At 53.9% G+C, this 15,007-nt stretch carries 15 protein-coding genes; 11 read left to right on the top strand and 4 right to left on the bottom strand.

The window, feature by feature from the left end; translation table 11 throughout:
• Positions 1-42: 42 nt before the first annotated feature.
• The gene (locus LBW89_RS19015) at positions 43-1,311 is read left to right on the top strand and encodes an MFS transporter (protein WP_148451671.1); all 1,269 of its coding nucleotides are present in this window, start codon (positions 43-45) and stop codon (positions 1,309-1,311) included.
• Between the two features lie 27 nt (positions 1,312-1,338).
• Here the strand turns inward: LBW89_RS19015 and LBW89_RS19010 are convergent, their stop codons facing one another.
• Positions 1,339-1,962, bottom strand: coding sequence for a YktB family protein (locus LBW89_RS19010; protein ID WP_148451672.1), 624 nt, complete (start codon positions 1,960-1,962; stop codon positions 1,339-1,341).
• 290 nt (positions 1,963-2,252) lie between these two features.
• On the opposite strand from LBW89_RS19010, the gene LBW89_RS19005 reads away from it, so the two are divergent.
• From LBW89_RS19005 to ptsP, 6 genes are all read left to right on the top strand, one after another.
• Positions 2,253-2,849, top strand: coding sequence for a hypothetical protein (locus LBW89_RS19005; protein WP_148451673.1), 597 nt, complete (start codon positions 2,253-2,255; stop codon positions 2,847-2,849).
• Positions 2,850-3,005: 156 nt separating this feature from the next.
• Complete coding sequence (gndA, locus tag LBW89_RS19000) at positions 3,006-4,415, top strand: NADP-dependent phosphogluconate dehydrogenase (RefSeq protein ID WP_148451674.1); 1,410 nt, start codon at positions 3,006-3,008, stop codon at positions 4,413-4,415.
• Positions 4,416-4,611: 196 nt separating this feature from the next.
• Entirely contained in the window at positions 4,612-5,124 is a 513-nt protein-coding gene (locus LBW89_RS18995) for a shikimate kinase (RefSeq protein ID WP_148451675.1), read from the top strand.
• Positions 5,125-5,155: 31 nt separating this feature from the next.
• Positions 5,156-6,448 (top strand): 3-phosphoshikimate 1-carboxyvinyltransferase, encoded by a 1,293-nt coding sequence (aroA, locus tag LBW89_RS18990; RefSeq protein WP_148451676.1) that lies wholly within the window; start codon positions 5,156-5,158, stop codon positions 6,446-6,448.
• 23 nt (positions 6,449-6,471) lie between these two features.
• A complete protein-coding gene (locus tag LBW89_RS18985; protein ID WP_148451677.1) occupies positions 6,472-6,897 on the top strand; it encodes a CoA-binding protein in 426 nt (141 codons plus the stop codon).
• Between the two features lie 158 nt (positions 6,898-7,055).
• On the top strand, positions 7,056-8,792 hold the full coding sequence (ptsP, locus tag LBW89_RS18980) for a phosphoenolpyruvate--protein phosphotransferase (protein ID WP_148451678.1): 1,737 nt from the start codon (positions 7,056-7,058) through the stop codon (positions 8,790-8,792).
• A gap of 615 nt (positions 8,793-9,407) precedes the next feature.
• On the opposite strand, the gene LBW89_RS18975 is transcribed toward ptsP, so the two are convergent.
• On the bottom strand, positions 9,408-9,935 hold the full coding sequence (locus tag LBW89_RS18975) for a type 1 glutamine amidotransferase domain-containing protein (protein ID WP_225039876.1): 528 nt from the start codon (positions 9,933-9,935) through the stop codon (positions 9,408-9,410).
• Between the two features lie 170 nt (positions 9,936-10,105).
• On the opposite strand from LBW89_RS18975, the gene LBW89_RS18970 reads away from it, so the two are divergent.
• From LBW89_RS18970 to LBW89_RS18955, 4 genes are all read left to right on the top strand, one after another.
• Entirely contained in the window at positions 10,106-10,549 is a 444-nt protein-coding gene (locus tag LBW89_RS18970; protein WP_148451679.1) for a hypothetical protein, read from the top strand.
• 109 nt (positions 10,550-10,658) lie between these two features.
• Positions 10,659-11,000, top strand: a complete 342-nt coding sequence (gene ytxJ, locus LBW89_RS18965) for a bacillithiol system redox-active protein YtxJ (RefSeq protein ID WP_148451680.1) — start codon at positions 10,659-10,661, stop codon at positions 10,998-11,000.
• Positions 11,001-11,111: 111 nt separating this feature from the next.
• On the top strand, positions 11,112-12,116 hold the full coding sequence (gene ccpA, locus LBW89_RS18960) for a catabolite control protein A (protein WP_148451681.1): 1,005 nt from the start codon (positions 11,112-11,114) through the stop codon (positions 12,114-12,116).
• Between the two features lie 137 nt (positions 12,117-12,253).
• Entirely contained in the window at positions 12,254-12,967 is a 714-nt protein-coding gene (locus LBW89_RS18955; RefSeq protein WP_148451682.1) for a 5'-methylthioadenosine/adenosylhomocysteine nucleosidase, read from the top strand.
• A 17-nt stretch (positions 12,968-12,984) separates the two neighbouring features.
• On the opposite strand, the gene LBW89_RS18950 is transcribed toward LBW89_RS18955, so the two are convergent.
• Entirely contained in the window at positions 12,985-14,178 is a 1,194-nt protein-coding gene (locus LBW89_RS18950) for an acetoin utilization protein AcuC (RefSeq protein WP_148451683.1), read from the bottom strand.
• Between the two features lie 31 nt (positions 14,179-14,209).
• Positions 14,210-14,842 (bottom strand): GNAT family N-acetyltransferase, encoded by a 633-nt coding sequence (locus tag LBW89_RS18945; protein WP_148452673.1) that lies wholly within the window; start codon positions 14,840-14,842, stop codon positions 14,210-14,212.
• Positions 14,843-15,007 lie beyond the last annotated feature (165 nt).

The following is a 15,007-nucleotide window of genomic DNA, read 5'->3' as shown; positions in this document are numbered from 1 at the left end:
ACGGACTTTAAAAGTTAGCCAAGAGAAAGGAGAGAACCGACCATGGAACTGGCTGCCAAATTGCCATCGCGAAAACTGCTTACCCCCACTTTTATTTGCTTGTGGATTATTATGTTTTTGGTTGAATTCGTAAAGGGGGCTCTGATCGTTTCGATCCTGCCCGTTTATATAGGAGATGTGCTGAAACTCAGTGCGTTTGCCATCGGATTGTCTTTCTCGTGCCAATATATCGGGGATAATCTGTTTCGCAGCCCGGCGGGCTGGCTGATCGAACGGATCGGCTTCCGGATGACGATGACGATCGGGCTTTGCATCACGTTTGGGGGCGTTTTTCTGATAACGGTCATGAAAACGATGGGGTTCATCGTATTGGGGTGCACCTTGCTCGGGGTCGGTACCGCTCCGTTATGGCCCTGTGTGCTGATGGGCATCACGTCCGTCACGGAAGAAAGCAAAAATTTCGCCACCGCCATGGGCGTTATTCAGATTTCGAGCCTGGGCGGAACGGGGCTGGGACCGGTCATCATCAATTTTCTGGTCGGATTGTCGTATACGCTCGTTTTCTGGATCCTGCTCGGATGCATCGGCATCGTCATTCTTGTCTCCCTGCTCTTACCGGGGAATACCGGCGGGAAGTCGAAATCGCCTTCAGCGGCAGGGAGCGAGGACCAAACTTCTCTGTGGAAGGGGGGGCTTTGGGAAAATATCAAGCAGACCCACCGGCAGATTCGCAACAATCTGAAGGTCAGCCCGCTTCTATACCCGGCGTTGTTTTTGCAGTCTTTTGCCATCGGCCTGCTGACCCCCGTGATCACCCTGTTCGTAAGGACGGAGCTCGGACTCTCTCCGGAGGCGTTCAGCTTGATGCTCATCGCGGGTGGGGGAATTACCGTGCTCGGACTGATTCCGGTCGGCAAAATGGTCGACAAGTACGGCACCGCGCTCTTTTTGAACATCGGCTTTTCGCTCTCCGCCGTGGCGGTCGGATTGTTCGCCTTTACTCGGAATCTTCCGGCCGTATGGGCGCTCGTTATGCTGATCGGACTGAGTTACGCCTGCATTCTGCCGACGTGGGACACGATGATTTCCCGGATTCTGCCGAAAGGGGAAAAAGGGACGGTCTGGGGGCTTTTCCTGACGATCCAGGGCTTCGGCATGGCTATGGGCCCCGCCGTGTCGGGGAAAATGTGGGACGGCTGGGGCGCGCCGGCTCCGTTTGTGGCAAGTGCCGTCTCGATGGCGCTGCTGTTCTTTCTCCATTTGCATCTGTCGCGCAAAAAGCCCGCTTCCCCCGGAAAACCGATCCGGTAAGAAGCAGGCTGGGAAGTTTGCAGTGGTTTAGAAAGAAGCTTTGTACAAGGGAAGCAGGGAACGGAACGTCTCTTCGATCTTGGCGGTAAGCTTGTCCCCGTCCCGCAGAATCAGTTCATTCCGGTCCAGCCGAAGGCCGCACATGATTTCCGCTTTTTTGACCGACTTTAGCTTCTCGCCCATGCTCCGGAGCTCGGTAAGGCCGGTTTCACGATGCGGCGTGCCGTCCGGATTCATATGGTCCATCGACCAGTAGAATCGGGCGGGGACGACGGCCTTCAGCTCGTCGGCGTGCTTCATCATGTATTCGGCAAAAACCGACTTATTCGGGCTCTCGTAGATCACCGCGAAGATGACGAACAAATGGGTGGAGAACATACCGACCTCGAAGTGAGGAAGTGCCTTATACCCTCGTTTACTCCCGGCCCACGCCACCCAGGTATCGATCGGCGGGTTAACCTTGCGCCGCGCATGCTTGGCCACATGAGGATGCATTTCCTCCCCGCACAACGCGGACAGATAAGGAGCGAGCGAACCTCCCAGAGCCTCCAGTTTAGGGCGAATATGGCCGATGATGGCCTCCATTCGGGGCTCGAGCCCCGGTACGGTCAACGCATCAAAATCCTGTTCGGTAAATCCGTTAAAACTCATGTTTTCCGACCTCCATTACAACGCTAACTGTTTGACTTATGTCCCAAGTATAACACACTTGGCACGACCGGATTCCCGGGTTCGGGGCGGGGCAAAACGGCCGGAGGATGGAAGAACTGCGCCCTTTTGCGTCAGAAACAGCCCGATGAGGGTAAAAATAATCAATAATCCAAGTTCTTTTACATAAGATGAAGTATAAGATAGGGTAAGCCGAAAGTGGGAGGAAAGCGAAGACGCCGAAGCCCTTCAAGACAAGGGAAACGGAGTCTTGAAAAAAGGGAGGGAGTGCCGTGAACAAAAGCTATGAAGTGGAATACTGCAACCTGGAACTCCGATTCGACCGCCGGCACATACAGCAGCTGATCCGCGATTTGATCCAAGACGGATATTCTTTATATTGGAGTGAAAACGAATCCATTTTTATCATTTCCGTACGCACGGGACGCAAGCTGACCAAGCTGCGCTTTCAGCGTCTGGGAAAAGGATACAAGCTCGTGGGCGATTATGTGATCAAGGACGCCAAGCTGGCCGAATGGCTGGAGAAGCTGATCGGCGAACTGCGGGGGCATGCGGTGGTGAAGCGATTCAAGGACCGCCAAATTTTTATCGAGAATATTCTGTTCGGCGAAGTGATTCGACTGGTGGAAATCAACGGGATGGAACACCGCGTCATCTACCAGAAAGGCCCGGTCTTGGACCTGGAGAAGATGGCGGAAATCTACGCCTCCCAATCGGCGGAACAGCAGTTGGAAACCCTGCAGCAAGAGCTGGACCGGGAACTGGAACGATTGTATGAAGCGCTGCAAAAGGGCGACGATGCGTCGGCCGAAGCTTGCAAGGAAAGATTGCGCAAGATTCGGATCAAACTGATCGCCCTGGAATGGTAGGCGTATTTTAAGGTAAACTATGATTAAAATCATTGCCGGCCCCCTAATACATGGGGGTTGTTTTCTTGGGCGCCGGCCGCAAGGGGTTCACTTCTGTACGCAAAAGAGTTAAAATGATATTATTGATAAAAAAATAGTGTGCAAAGGATGGAGACCATGTCAAAACAACAGATTGGCGTTATCGGCTTGGCCGTTATGGGCAAAAACCTGGCCCTCAATATTGAAAGCAGGGGCTTTACCGTTTCGGTATACAACCGTTCCCCGCAAAAGACGCATGACCTTCTGGAGAACGAAGGCAAAGGTAAAAACCTGGTCGGCACGTTCTCGGTCGAGGAATTTGTACAGTCCCTTGAAACGCCTCGCAAAATTTTGATCATGGTACAAGCCGGTTCCGCAACCGACGCTACCATTGAGAGCCTGCTTCCTTACCTGGATCAAGGCGACATCATTATCGACGGAGGCAACGCTTTCTTCCCGGACACGCAGCGCCGCAGCAAGGAGCTTGAAGCCAAGGGCTTCCGTTTCATCGGAACCGGGGTATCCGGCGGTGAAGAAGGCGCCTTGAAAGGACCTGCGATCATGCCTGGCGGCCAAGAAAGCGCCTATAAGCTGGTCGAGCCGATCTTGACGGCGATTTCCGCGAAAGTGAACGGCGATCCTTGCTGTACATACATCGGACCGGACGGTGCCGGACATTATGTGAAAATGGTCCACAACGGCATCGAGTACGGCGATATGCAATTGATCGGCGAAGCCTACCACTTGCTGAAAGACGTTCTTGGCGTGGATGCCAAGGAATTGCATGAAATTTTCACGGAGTGGAACAAAGGCGAGCTCGACAGTTATCTGATTGAAATTACGGCCGACATTTTCTCGCAGTATGACGAAGAGACCGGCAAGCCGATGGTCGACGTGATTCTCGATGCCGCCGGCCAGAAAGGCACCGGCAAATGGACAAGCCAAAGCGCGCTGGATCTCGGCGTACCGTTGTCCATGATCACGGAGTCCGTCTTCTCCCGCTTCTTGTCCGCCATGAAGGAAGAGCGCGTAGCGGCAAGCAAAGTGCTCAGCGGTCCGGCCAAGAAACCGTTCAGCGGCGACAAAGCGGAGTTCATCGAGAATGTGCGCAAGGCGCTGTTCGCCAGCAAAATCGTATCCTACGCCCAAGGCTTCGCGCAAATGCGCGCCGCTTCCGACGAATACGGCTGGGATCTGAAATACGGAAACATCGCGATGATCTTCCGCGGGGGCTGCATCATTCGCTCGCAATTCCTGCACAACATCAAGGAAGCTTACGACCGCGATCCGGCTCTCAAAAACCTGCTGTTGGATTCCTACTTCAAAAACGTGGTGGAAAGCTACCAGGACGCATGGCGCAAAGTCGTGTCCGTCGCCGTGGAGAACGGCATTCCGGTACCGGGCTTTGCCAGCGCGCTGTCCTACTACGACAGCTACCGGACGGAGCGCCTGCCGGCCAACCTGCTGCAAGCGCAGCGCGACTACTTCGGTGCCCACACGTTCAAACGCGTGGACAAGGAAGGCGTCTTCCATCACCAATGGTTCTAAGCGACGTCTCCTAATATGAGCTATTACAAATCAGCGCCACGGCTGCGGAATTACTCCGTTTGCCGCGGCGCTTTTTTGTTTAACGCTGGAAGAGTATGCCGTTATTGAAGAAGGGTGCCAAAGTAGCCGCGCCTGTGTTATGATATGAAAAAGTTATTTTGGCCTTTTTAGTGTACGACAGGAAATGGGTGGGGTCATGAAGAGCAAGAAAGATGTCATCGTGCTGGTCGGAATGATGGGGACCGGCAAATCGACGGTAGGAGCTTGTCTCGCCGCGGAGACCGGCTATCGGCTGCTGGATCTGGACGCTTTAATTGCCGCCGAAGCGGGCTGCAGCATCCCCCGGCTGTTCGAGGAGAAGGGGGAGCGGTATTTTCGCGACTTGGAAACCCGGGTTCTCTGCGAAACGCTGAAAGAGCGCGGCGCGGTGCTGGCGACCGGCGGCGGCGCGGTGCTTCGGCCGGAGAATTGCCGGGAAATGCTTGAGCATGGCTGGGTTGTAGCCCTCCACGCTACGGCTGAAGAGATCCTGGCCCGGGTCGGGGAAGATCCGAACAGACCGCTTCTCGCCGGCGGAGCCGAAGCCAGAATCGCGGCGCTGCTGGAGGAACGTAAACACGCCTATGAATTTGCCGATATCACAATTCAAACAACCGGAAAGAGCGCGGAAGAAGTGTCCGCTGAGATTTTAATGCATTACCGCGGCTAATCGACAATATTTGCAAAGGGGATTTTTACATATGGACATGATCGTAAGGCCTACGGCAGAACTGAAGGGAGAGTTCGGGGCGCTTTCCTCCAAAAATTATACGACCCGTTATTTGCTCGTCGCCGCTTTGGCGGAAGGGACCAGCACGATATACTACCCCGCTCATAGCGAGGATAGCGACGCGATGCGCCGCTGTATCCGGGATCTCGGGGCGGTGCTCGAAGAAGACGACGAGAAAATCGTGATCACCGGCTTCGGCAAGCATCCGCGGGATGTGAAGGAACTCAATGTCGGCAACGCCGGGGCCGTGCTGCGGTTTTTGATGGCGATCGCTTCGCTTTGTCCGGAAGTCACGTTTGTGAACACCTACCCGGATTCTTTGGGCAAACGTCCGCACAGCGACTTGATCGAAGCGTTGGAAAGCATGGGCGTGGATATCGAGCACCGGGAGGGGCGCCTTCCGATCACGATCCGCGGCGGACGCCCGAAGGGCGGGAAAATCCGGGTATCGGGCGAGGTCAGCTCCCAGTATTTAAGCGCGCTGCTCTTCTTGACCCCGCTGCTGGAAGAAGACAGCGAGATCGAGGTGCTGGGTGACCTGAAATCGAAAGTCGTGATCGGACAGACCTTGGAGGTGCTGGAGCAAGCGGGAATCACCGTGGACGCTTCAAGCGACTATAAGGTGTTCCGGGTTCAGGGGCGCCAAAGCTACCAGGCGAAACAATATACGGTGCAAGGGGATTATCCCGGATCTGCGGCCATTCTGGCGGCGGCGGCCGTCACCAAATCCGACGTGAAAATTCACCGGTTGATGGAGAGAAGCAAGCAAGGGGAGCGGGCGATCGTGGATGTGCTGCAAATGATGGACGTTCCGCTCAGCCACCGTGACGATACGGTGCACGTACTGGGGAACGGCCGGCTTCGTCCGGTGGAATTCGACGGCGACGCGGCAACCGATGCGGTGCTGGCTATGGTGGCGGCCGCCGTATTTGCGGACGGAACCTCCCGCTTCTACAACGTGGAGAATTTGCGGTATAAGGAATGCGACCGGATTACAGACTACTTGAATGAACTGAGAAAAGCGGGGGCCAAAGTGGAGGAACGGCAATCCGAAATCATCGTGCACGGCCGGCCCGCGGGATTGGAAGGCGGCGCGACGATCGACGCGCATTACGATCACCGGGTGATCATGGCGCTTACCGTGGTAGGGTTGCGGTGCAAGGAACCGTTATTGATCAAAGATGCGCATCACGTGGCGAAGTCGTATCCGCAATTTTTCGATCATCTGAAGGCGCTTGGCGCATCGGTCGAGTGGGTAAAATAAGGTCAAGAAAGGTGTGATGGATCATGGCATTTGAAAATCCAGGGCGTGATGAAATCAAGAAAATTTTGGAGAATGCCGGAAATATCGCCGTCGTCGGATTGTCCGACAAGACGGACCGGACCTCGTACATGGTCTCGCAGGCGCTGCAAAATAACGGTTACCGGATTATTCCGGTAAATCCGTCCGTCAGCGGGGAGATTCTCGGCGAGAAGGTATACGCATCCTTGAAGGATATTCCCGAGCCGGTGGATATCGTTAACGTGTTCCGCCGCAGCGAGTATACGCCGGAAGTGGCCCGCGAAGCGGTGGAAATCGGGGCGCACGTCCTCTGGCTTCAACTCGGCATCGTGAGCGAGGAAGCGTATGAAATTGCCTCCAAAGGCGGCTTGACCGTCATTATGGACCGCTGCATTAAAGTGGAGGACAGCATTTTGATCGGCAAACGCTAATATATGCATACCGGAAGGGTGTCCCGGAGTCATCGGAGATGGCGGGGGCGCCCTTCTTTGTTTAAATTCCTTTGACAAATTTGCGAAGCTGGGCTTACCATAAAGTATTAGAGAGAGGGTATCCTATACTTCACAGTAAGGACTTAGGGGGTCGAAACATGATACAGGGCATCGGAGCAGCGGCTGGCGTCGCCATCGGCAAGGCGTTTGTGCTGCCCGCCTGGGAGTGGGATGTGCCGGATCGCCGGATGGAGAAGGTGGATCTCGCCAAAGAGTTCGAGAGACTGTATGAGGGAATCCGAACCTCCAAAACCGAGATTGAATTCATGAAGAATGAAATCAAGGAAACGGTGGGGGTCGCGGAGTCCAGCATTTTTGATGCGCATATCGCCATTTTGGAAGACCCTGTATTCATGAGCGAGATTCAGGGCATTATCGAACGGCAGTATAAGGCTGCCGAGGTTGCTGTAAAAGAAGCGATCGACCATTTTGTTACGATGTTCGATCTGTTGGATGATGAATATATGAAGGAGCGGGCGCTGGATATCAAGGATGTCGGCAACCGGCTCCTGAAACATTTGCTGGGCACGCCGGAGATTACGCTGCCGTCGGATACCCAGCCTTACATTTTGGTGGCCAAGGAATTGTCGCCGTCCCAGCTGGTGCATTTGAATCCCGAGAACGTGCTGGGCATGGTCACGATGGCCGGGGGGAAAACTTCGCATTCCGCGATTATGGCCCGGGCGCTCGGTATTCCCCTCGTGTCCGGTCTGGAGAACAAGCTGACGAAACCGCTGCAGACCGGGGACCTGCTGGTGATCGACGGTGACGACGGCAGGCTTTACCTGGATCCGGAGCAGGAAATTATCGACCGGTATACCGAGATCGCCGAGAAACAGCGCCGCCGCAAGGAGCAGTTGCAGCTGCTCGCATCCGTCGAGGCGGTGACGAGGGACGGTTATCGGATGCGGCTTGCCGGGAACATCAGCTCGGTCAAGGATTTCGAGCAGGCGATCAAATACGGGGCGCAGGGCGTGGGCCTGTTCCGTACGGAATTTTTGTACATGGATCGCCCGGCATTTCCGACCGAAGACGAGCAGTTTGAAGTATACCGCCAAATCGTCGAGAAGGCGGACGGCCACCCGGTCGTCATTCGTACGCTGGATATCGGCGGAGACAAGCAGCTGGAGTATTTTACGATTCCGGAGGAAGAAAACCCGGTGCTCGGTTATCGGGGGATTCGTATCAGTCTGGACAGCAAAGAGCTGTTCAAAACCCAGTTGACGGCGATTTTGCGGGCCAGTGTTTATGGCCAGATCAAAATTTTGCTGCCGATGGTGTCCTCGCTGGAGGAACTGAAACGGGCCAAAGGATTTGTGGAAGAAGCCAAGCGGGAATTGTCCGATCGCGGGCTGCCGTATTCCGACGAAGTGGAAGTCGGCGTGATGATCGAAGTGCCGGCGGCTGCGGCCATCGCCGATCTTCTCGCCAGGGAAGCCGATTTCTTCAGTATCGGCACGAACGACCTGGTGCAGTACGTGCTTGCGGTCGATCGGATGAACGAAAAGATCGCCCACATGTATAACTCCTACCACCCGGCCGTGCTTCGCATGCTTCGCCAAACGGTGTCGGCCGCGAAGGAAGCCGGCATCCCGGTCAGCGTATGCGGCGAGATGGCCGGCGACGAAAAGGCGCTGCCGATTTGGCTGCACCTTGGGGTCGACACGCTCAGTATGTCGCCGCAGTCCTTGCTGCGGGTCAAACACCGGATCTTAAACAGCTCGTTGAAGGAAGCCGAGGAAGAAGGGCGCTACTGCTACGGTTTGTCGACGAGCGAAGAAATCGAGGCGGAGCTTACCCGTTACCTGGGCAAAGATCCGGTCCTTGGCCGTTAGGACATACCGGGGAGGACACGTGTCCGCCTTGTTTGGGGCTTTAGCCAGTTGAGCTGGCAAAGCGTTCGAAAACAAGAAACCACCTGCTATGCGGGTAGTGATGCTTATAGCAAAAAACCTGATGGGGGCGTTATCATAGGAATGTTCAAGCTACTATGTATAACGAAAGGAAAAGGTGGCTTAATGGCTAATCGAAGTGATATGTCACATACAAAGAAGCGCCTAGTGTGCTTCCAAGCTTCGAACTCCAAAAAGATGCAAATCTGCAGGTATTTAAGCCGATTCCCGAGGGAATGCGAAAAAAGATGCAAATCTGCAGGAATTTCTAGCGATTTTAAAGAAATGAGCCGGTTTCGTCGAAAATTCCTGCAGATTTGCAGGTATTTAGAAATTTTGAGTCCAAACAGGAAAAAAGCATGCAGATCTGCAGGAATTTTAAGTTATCAAGGTTGTTTGAAGGGGTACTAGTAATCATCGCACCCCTTCAGGGGTAGTCAAAAGCGGCAGCGGCCTAGTAGCTTGAACGTAGTGAAAGTAAGCGCCTTTAGACGCGAGTCGGTAATAAAGGCTTATAGCCTTAGAGAAAACCACCCGTTCACACGGGTGGTTTTCGTTTTAAGCCCTGGCGGCCAAAGCATCGACGAACGCTTTTCCGTATTCCGGCAAATCGGGCGGACGCCGGGCGGAGACGATATGTCCGTCGATGACGACGGGCTCGTCCTTCCAAACCGCTCCGGCATTTTCCATGTCATCGCGTATGCCCGGCGTGGAGGTGACGGTGACGCCTTTCAGGATGCCGGCGGAAATGAGAACCCATCCCGCATGGCAAATTTGTCCGATCGGCTTTTTCGCTTCATTCATCTCCCGGACAACCTCAAGTACTTTCCCGTACCTGCGCAGCTTGTCCGGGGCCCAACCTCCGGGCACGAGGATGCCGTCGTATTCGCTGGAACGGATTTCCGCGAACGACAGATCCGCCACGGCGGGCACCCCGTATTTACCGATGTATTTTTTGCCTTTCTCGAACCCGGCCAGATGCACCTCGGCTCCTTCCTCGCGAACGCGATAAATCGGGTACCACAGCTCCAAGTCCTCGAATTCTTCATCCACCAGAGCGATGATCTTCTTACCAGATAATCTCAAATTCGTCTCCTCCTGTCTTCTTTTGCCCTTGACGAAAATCGTTTTCAATATTTTAATTGTATCAAAAATGATGTTCTTCTTCATGCCCATAGTGCAAGGATATTCTTTCTTGCACTGGCAAATCTTTTGTACCGACCCAAAACGCGATGGACTATTTATGAGGTGATCCTATGCGCAGGCTTTGCCGCTGCGGACAAGAAATGAATTTCGGATTCCGGCTGGTCATGTTTGAAAATAAGTTTCAAATTGACCGGGTGCCGATCTTTGAATGCGACAGCTGCGACTTCTATGAAGTACTGCCGTTCGTTAAGCCGGATTTGCTGGACTTGCTGAATCAGTTAAAACAACAGGACGTCAAAGGACGTGTATATTTCACCGAAGTCAATGAATTGGCGGATGTTCTTTATGAATTGTTCCGCAAATGGACCAAGGCGGACTCCGTCTTGTTTGAAGCGATGCTGGAACAGCATTGTGAAGAGCGCATCAATCTGCTGCTCGATTTGTACGGCTGTGCTCAAAAGATGAACGATGAAAATTGGATGAAAGAAATAGCCTCACGGTTAGCAACTTTGTCGAAATTTGTTAAAGAACGTCAGTTTATGGGTGCGAAGTAACAGATTTTCTTGATGAATTTGTCGTCCCGAGTTGTTTTTCGCATACCGTTTTTGGTAAGATATGATTTAGGAAAATGAAAATTGGTTTTCTGAAAGGAATGGATGCGAGATGCCAGAATTGAGGAGAATCACAACGAAAGAGGATCTGCACCGTGTTGTGGAACATTCGGCGACGGAGCCGCTGCTGCTGTTTAAACACAGTACGCGATGCCCGATCAGTTCCGGGGCATACCGGGAATTGGAGAATTACCTGAACGGGGCTCCGAATGAGAAGATTACATACGGATTGATTTATGTGGTGGAGGACCGGGAAGTCTCCAACGAGGCGGCAGAGGTTCTCGGCGTGAAGCATGAGTCGCCGCAGGCTCTTTTGGTGAAAGATGGACAAACGGTTTGGCATACCTCGCACTCCAGGATCACCGCAGAGGCTCTGCGAGGAATTCTTGTGTAAATGAAGCGTTATCATTGCACAAAGTAGTATTTTGTCGTATCATAAATTTAATTGAAACATTGGGCTCGTGAATTAAATGAGTGAAAATCTATTGGCAATGGAGAGAATAATGTGACGGTTACCATTTACGATGTGGCTCGTGAAGCGGGCGTCTCGATGGCTACGGTTTCCCGGGTTGTGAATAACAATCCCAACGTGAAACCGCAAACTCGGAAAAAAGTATACGAAGCGATTGAACGTTTGGGATATCGTCCGAACGCGGTGGCAAGAGGTCTTGCCAGCAAGAAGACGACGACGGTCGGAGTGGTGATCCCGGATATTTCGAATTCGATTTTTGCCGAGATTGCACGAGGTATCGAAGATATCGCGAACATGTACCACTACAATATTATTTTATGTAATGCGGACAAGAAGAAAGAGAAGGAAATCCGGGTTATCAACACTTTGCTTGAGAAACAAGTGGACGGGCTTCTGTTCATGGGCGGAACCGTGACGGAAGAACATGTACAGGCGTTCCAGACCTCGGCAGTCCCAATCGTTCTGTGCGCAACAAGCGACGAGAACGGGATGATCCCTTCGGTGGATATCGACCATGAAGCAGCGGCCTTCGATGCGGTCAGCACGCTGGTCCGCCATGGCCATCGCCATATCGCTATGATCAGCGGCACGCTGCAGGATCCGGCCAACGGTTATGCGCGCTTCCAAGGGTACAAACGCGCCCTCGAAACCGCGGGAATTCCTTATGACGAGGATCTCGTGCGGATCGGCAATTACCGGTACGAGTCCGGGGTGGAAGCGATGAAATATTTCCTGGGTCTCAAGAAGCGCCCAACCGCGATTTTCGCCGCAACGGACGAAATGGCGATCGGTGCGATTCACAGCATTCAGGACGAAGGCTTAAGAGTCCCGGATGATTTCTCAATCATCAGCGTGGACAATATTCGTATGGCGTCCATGGTTCGTCCGCAGTTGACGACGGTTGCCCAGCCGATGTACGACTTGGGTGCGGTAGCCATGCGTCTTCTGACGAAACTGATGAAGAAGGAAACCGTGGAGAATCCTCGGGTCATTTTGCCGCATGAAACGATTTTGCGGTTGTCCGTCAGCCACGTATAGGCTGCTTCCATTTTATAGAGATTAGATAGACAAATATATGAAAAAGGTTATAACGGAAAAAGCTCCTCTTGAAGGAGCTTTTTTTAGGCTGCGGGGCAAATAAAGCCTGCATAAACTCGATAAAGGAGCGATTGAAGATGCTGAAAACAATCGGAATCATCGGAGCCATGGATGAAGAGCTGGCGTTGCTGCTGGACGGTATGGAGGACAAAGAGCCGGTGGCGCAGGCCGGGCTTTCCTTTGTGAAAGGGAAGTTCCACGGCAAAGACGTCGTGGTGTGCAAATCCGGCGTGGGCAAAGTAAATGCGGCGATTACCACGCAGGTGCTGGTCGACCGTTTTGACGTTGGAATGATCTGGTTTACCGGGGTGGCCGGCGCGCTGCACCCTTCGCTGGATATCGGCGATATCGTCATTTCGTCGTCCTGTCAGCAGCACGATATGGACTGCTCGCCGATCGGGTTTCCGCGCGGGATCACCCCGTTTCAAGAGGTGTCCGACTTCCCGGCCGATCCCCGGCTGATTAAACTTGCCGAGGAAGCCTGCGCCCGCGTCTGCCGGGAGAACGGCTACAGAGTCGGCCGAATTTTGTCGGGGGACCAGTTTATCGCCGATCCGGAAGTCGTCCGCTTTCTCTATGAGCATATGGACGGGGCCTGCGTGGAGATGGAAGGCGGGGCGATCGGTCAAGTCTGCCATATGAACGCCGTGCCTTACGTGATGCTGCGCTCGATGTCCGACAAAGCGGATGGAACGGCGGACGTGAACTTCGCCGAATTTACCGTGATCGCATCCAAGCGGTCGTTCGAGATTATCGAAGATATGATCCGGCATGTCGATGCCTTAAATTAAATTTACCGGAACTTAAGTTAGGGGACCCTAGGGTAGTCCTGAAGCGCAACCGCGAGATTCTCGCGGTTTTTTGCCGTAATTTCCGCCCTGCGCGGAATCGCCTCCCAACGCGTCAAATCGTCGAGCCAAAACGCGGGGAGGGGCGTTGGCGTTTGACTCTGCCATTTCCCGGCCCAGCTCTGCGGCAGCTCGGTTTGCGGTCGGTCCTCCCGATCCAGCGCCTCTTTCAGCGGGTGTTGGCTCATTTCCAACCAAAGCAGGCTCCAGGCGCGGGGAACGACCCGCCACATATCGTAGCCGCCTCCGCCTACGGCTACCCATCGGCCGCCGCAATGCGCATGGGCCAGCCGGTGGAGAATCGCCGGCATTTTGCTGTAAATGGCCATGCTGCAGTGCATATGGCTTAACGGATCCAGGGCATGGGCATCGCAGCCATGCAGGCTGACGATCAAGTCCGGCTTGAAATAACCGATCAGCCGGGTAATGGAGGTTTCGAAGCACTCCATCCAGGAGGCGTCTTCCGTATACGGCTGGAGCGGAATGTTCATGCAGGCTCCGTAGCCCAAATGTTCACCCCGTTCCTGGAGAAACCCCGTCCCGGGGAACAAGTATTTTCCCGTTTCATGAATGGAATATGTACACACATCCGGGTCGGAATAGAAGCTCCATTGTACCCCGTCTCCGTGGTGAACGTCGGTGTCGACGTACAGCACCCGGGCCCCGAACCGGCGTTTCGCGTAAGCGATGGCCACGGCGGCGTCGTTATAGACGCAGAAGCCGGCGGCTTTCGCCGATAAGGCATGGTGCAGACCGCCGCCCAGGTGCAGCGCGTGGTCCGCCCGGCCCGAGAGGACCGCATCCACCGCGGTGATCGTTCCCCCGACAACGTAAGCCGCCGCTTCGTGCATGCCGGGAAAATACGGAGTGTCCTCGTCCATCAGCCCGTACTGCTCCGCACGCTCCATCCACGCCGGGTCAGGCGGAGATTCGCTGAGCGCCTTGACCGCTTCGATGTAGGCGGGCTGGTGAATCCAGAGGAGCTCCTCCTCCGTGGCGGGACGGGTGATTAGCATCTCCTCCGAATTCAGCGCGTCGCAGGCCCGCAGAAGGTCCAGCGTGAGCTGTAGCCGGAGCGGGTGAAACGGGTGATGATCGTGGAAACGGTACTTCAGCGATTGTTCATGATGGACAAATAAAGCGTTTCCAGACATGGCGTCACGCGTCCTTTCTCGGAAGACTTGTTCAATACATGAAGCGCTGCTGGAAACGGATCCGGTCAAACTGTTCCTTCGATTCGAGCGGAACGTCCTTGCCGATCCGGACCATCAGGCAGTTGGCGGGGTGGGAGCAGATTTCCGGATCGTCCGTCGCATACCAGACCATATCGACGGTCTGCATCAGCCGCTCCATCATCTTGCGGTAATCCCAAACGGAAAGGCCGCTGCTTTTTAAATCCCAGTGCCAATAATACTCCGTCGTAAATACGATGTATTTCTCCATTTGACCGTCCTCGAAAGCGGTACGAATCAAACTGGACCCGATCCGGCGGGATCTGTATTCATTGGAAACCTCGATGGCCCCCAGCTCGATTAAATCGGGCATATTTCCTTGTGACCACCGCTCCATCTCGTCGGGATAATGGAACGTCACATAGCCGATAATGACCTCCTGTTCCCGGGCGATAATGATCCGCCCCTCCGGCAGCCCCGCAATTTCAATCAACGCTTCCAACTGCTCTTCGGGACGGCGGAAAGCGTCGAGATCCGGGTGCATTCGGAGTGTGGCCAAATGGGAAGGAGGAACAGGACCTTCCAATATGATCTCGCGATCGGCTTGGGGCAGGGTATGGCGGATATACGTTTTTCGGTGTTCCATCATTGCCGCCTCCTTTGCTCGTTCCCCTAACATATAGCAGAAAAATGCAAAATTGAAAAGTATAGCCGGAGGAAAAGACGTGTGTTATAATGATTTCCGACATAATTTATTCACAAATATAACTTGACATCGTGATTTTTGTTACATTATTCCGATTCTACTGCT

Source organism: Paenibacillus sp. alder61, from assembly GCF_020179875.1.
Taxonomy (GTDB): domain Bacteria; phylum Bacillota; class Bacilli; order Paenibacillales; family Paenibacillaceae; genus Fontibacillus; species Fontibacillus faecis.
Note: the sequence above shows the minus strand (reverse complement) of the source record. Positions and strands in the feature narration are given on the sequence as shown.

Excerpts from the sequence above, each read along its gene's own strand:
- ptsP (WP_148451678.1), top strand. The coding sequence starts at position 7,056 with ATGATACAGGGCATCGGAGCAGCGGCTGGCGTCGCCATCGGCAAGGCG.
- LBW89_RS18955 (WP_148451682.1), top strand. The coding sequence starts at position 12,254 with ATGCTGAAAACAATCGGAATCATCGGAGCCATGGATGAAGAGCTGGCG.
- LBW89_RS18950 (WP_148451683.1), bottom strand. The coding sequence starts at position 14,178 with ATGTCTGGAAACGCTTTATTTGTCCATCATGAACAATCGCTGAAGTAC.
- LBW89_RS18995 (WP_148451675.1), top strand. The coding sequence starts at position 4,612 with ATGAAGAGCAAGAAAGATGTCATCGTGCTGGTCGGAATGATGGGGACC.
- gndA (WP_148451674.1), top strand. The coding sequence starts at position 3,006 with ATGTCAAAACAACAGATTGGCGTTATCGGCTTGGCCGTTATGGGCAAA.
- LBW89_RS18945 (WP_148452673.1), bottom strand. The coding sequence starts at position 14,842 with ATGGAACACCGAAAAACGTATATCCGCCATACCCTGCCCCAAGCCGAT.
- LBW89_RS19015 (WP_148451671.1), top strand. The coding sequence starts at position 43 with ATGGAACTGGCTGCCAAATTGCCATCGCGAAAACTGCTTACCCCCACT.
- LBW89_RS19010 (WP_148451672.1), bottom strand. The coding sequence starts at position 1,962 with ATGAGTTTTAACGGATTTACCGAACAGGATTTTGATGCGTTGACCGTA.
- LBW89_RS18970 (WP_148451679.1), top strand. The coding sequence starts at position 10,106 with ATGCGCAGGCTTTGCCGCTGCGGACAAGAAATGAATTTCGGATTCCGG.
- ytxJ (WP_148451680.1), top strand. The coding sequence starts at position 10,659 with ATGCCAGAATTGAGGAGAATCACAACGAAAGAGGATCTGCACCGTGTT.
- LBW89_RS18985 (WP_148451677.1), top strand. The coding sequence starts at position 6,472 with ATGGCATTTGAAAATCCAGGGCGTGATGAAATCAAGAAAATTTTGGAG.
- aroA (WP_148451676.1), top strand. The coding sequence starts at position 5,156 with ATGGACATGATCGTAAGGCCTACGGCAGAACTGAAGGGAGAGTTCGGG.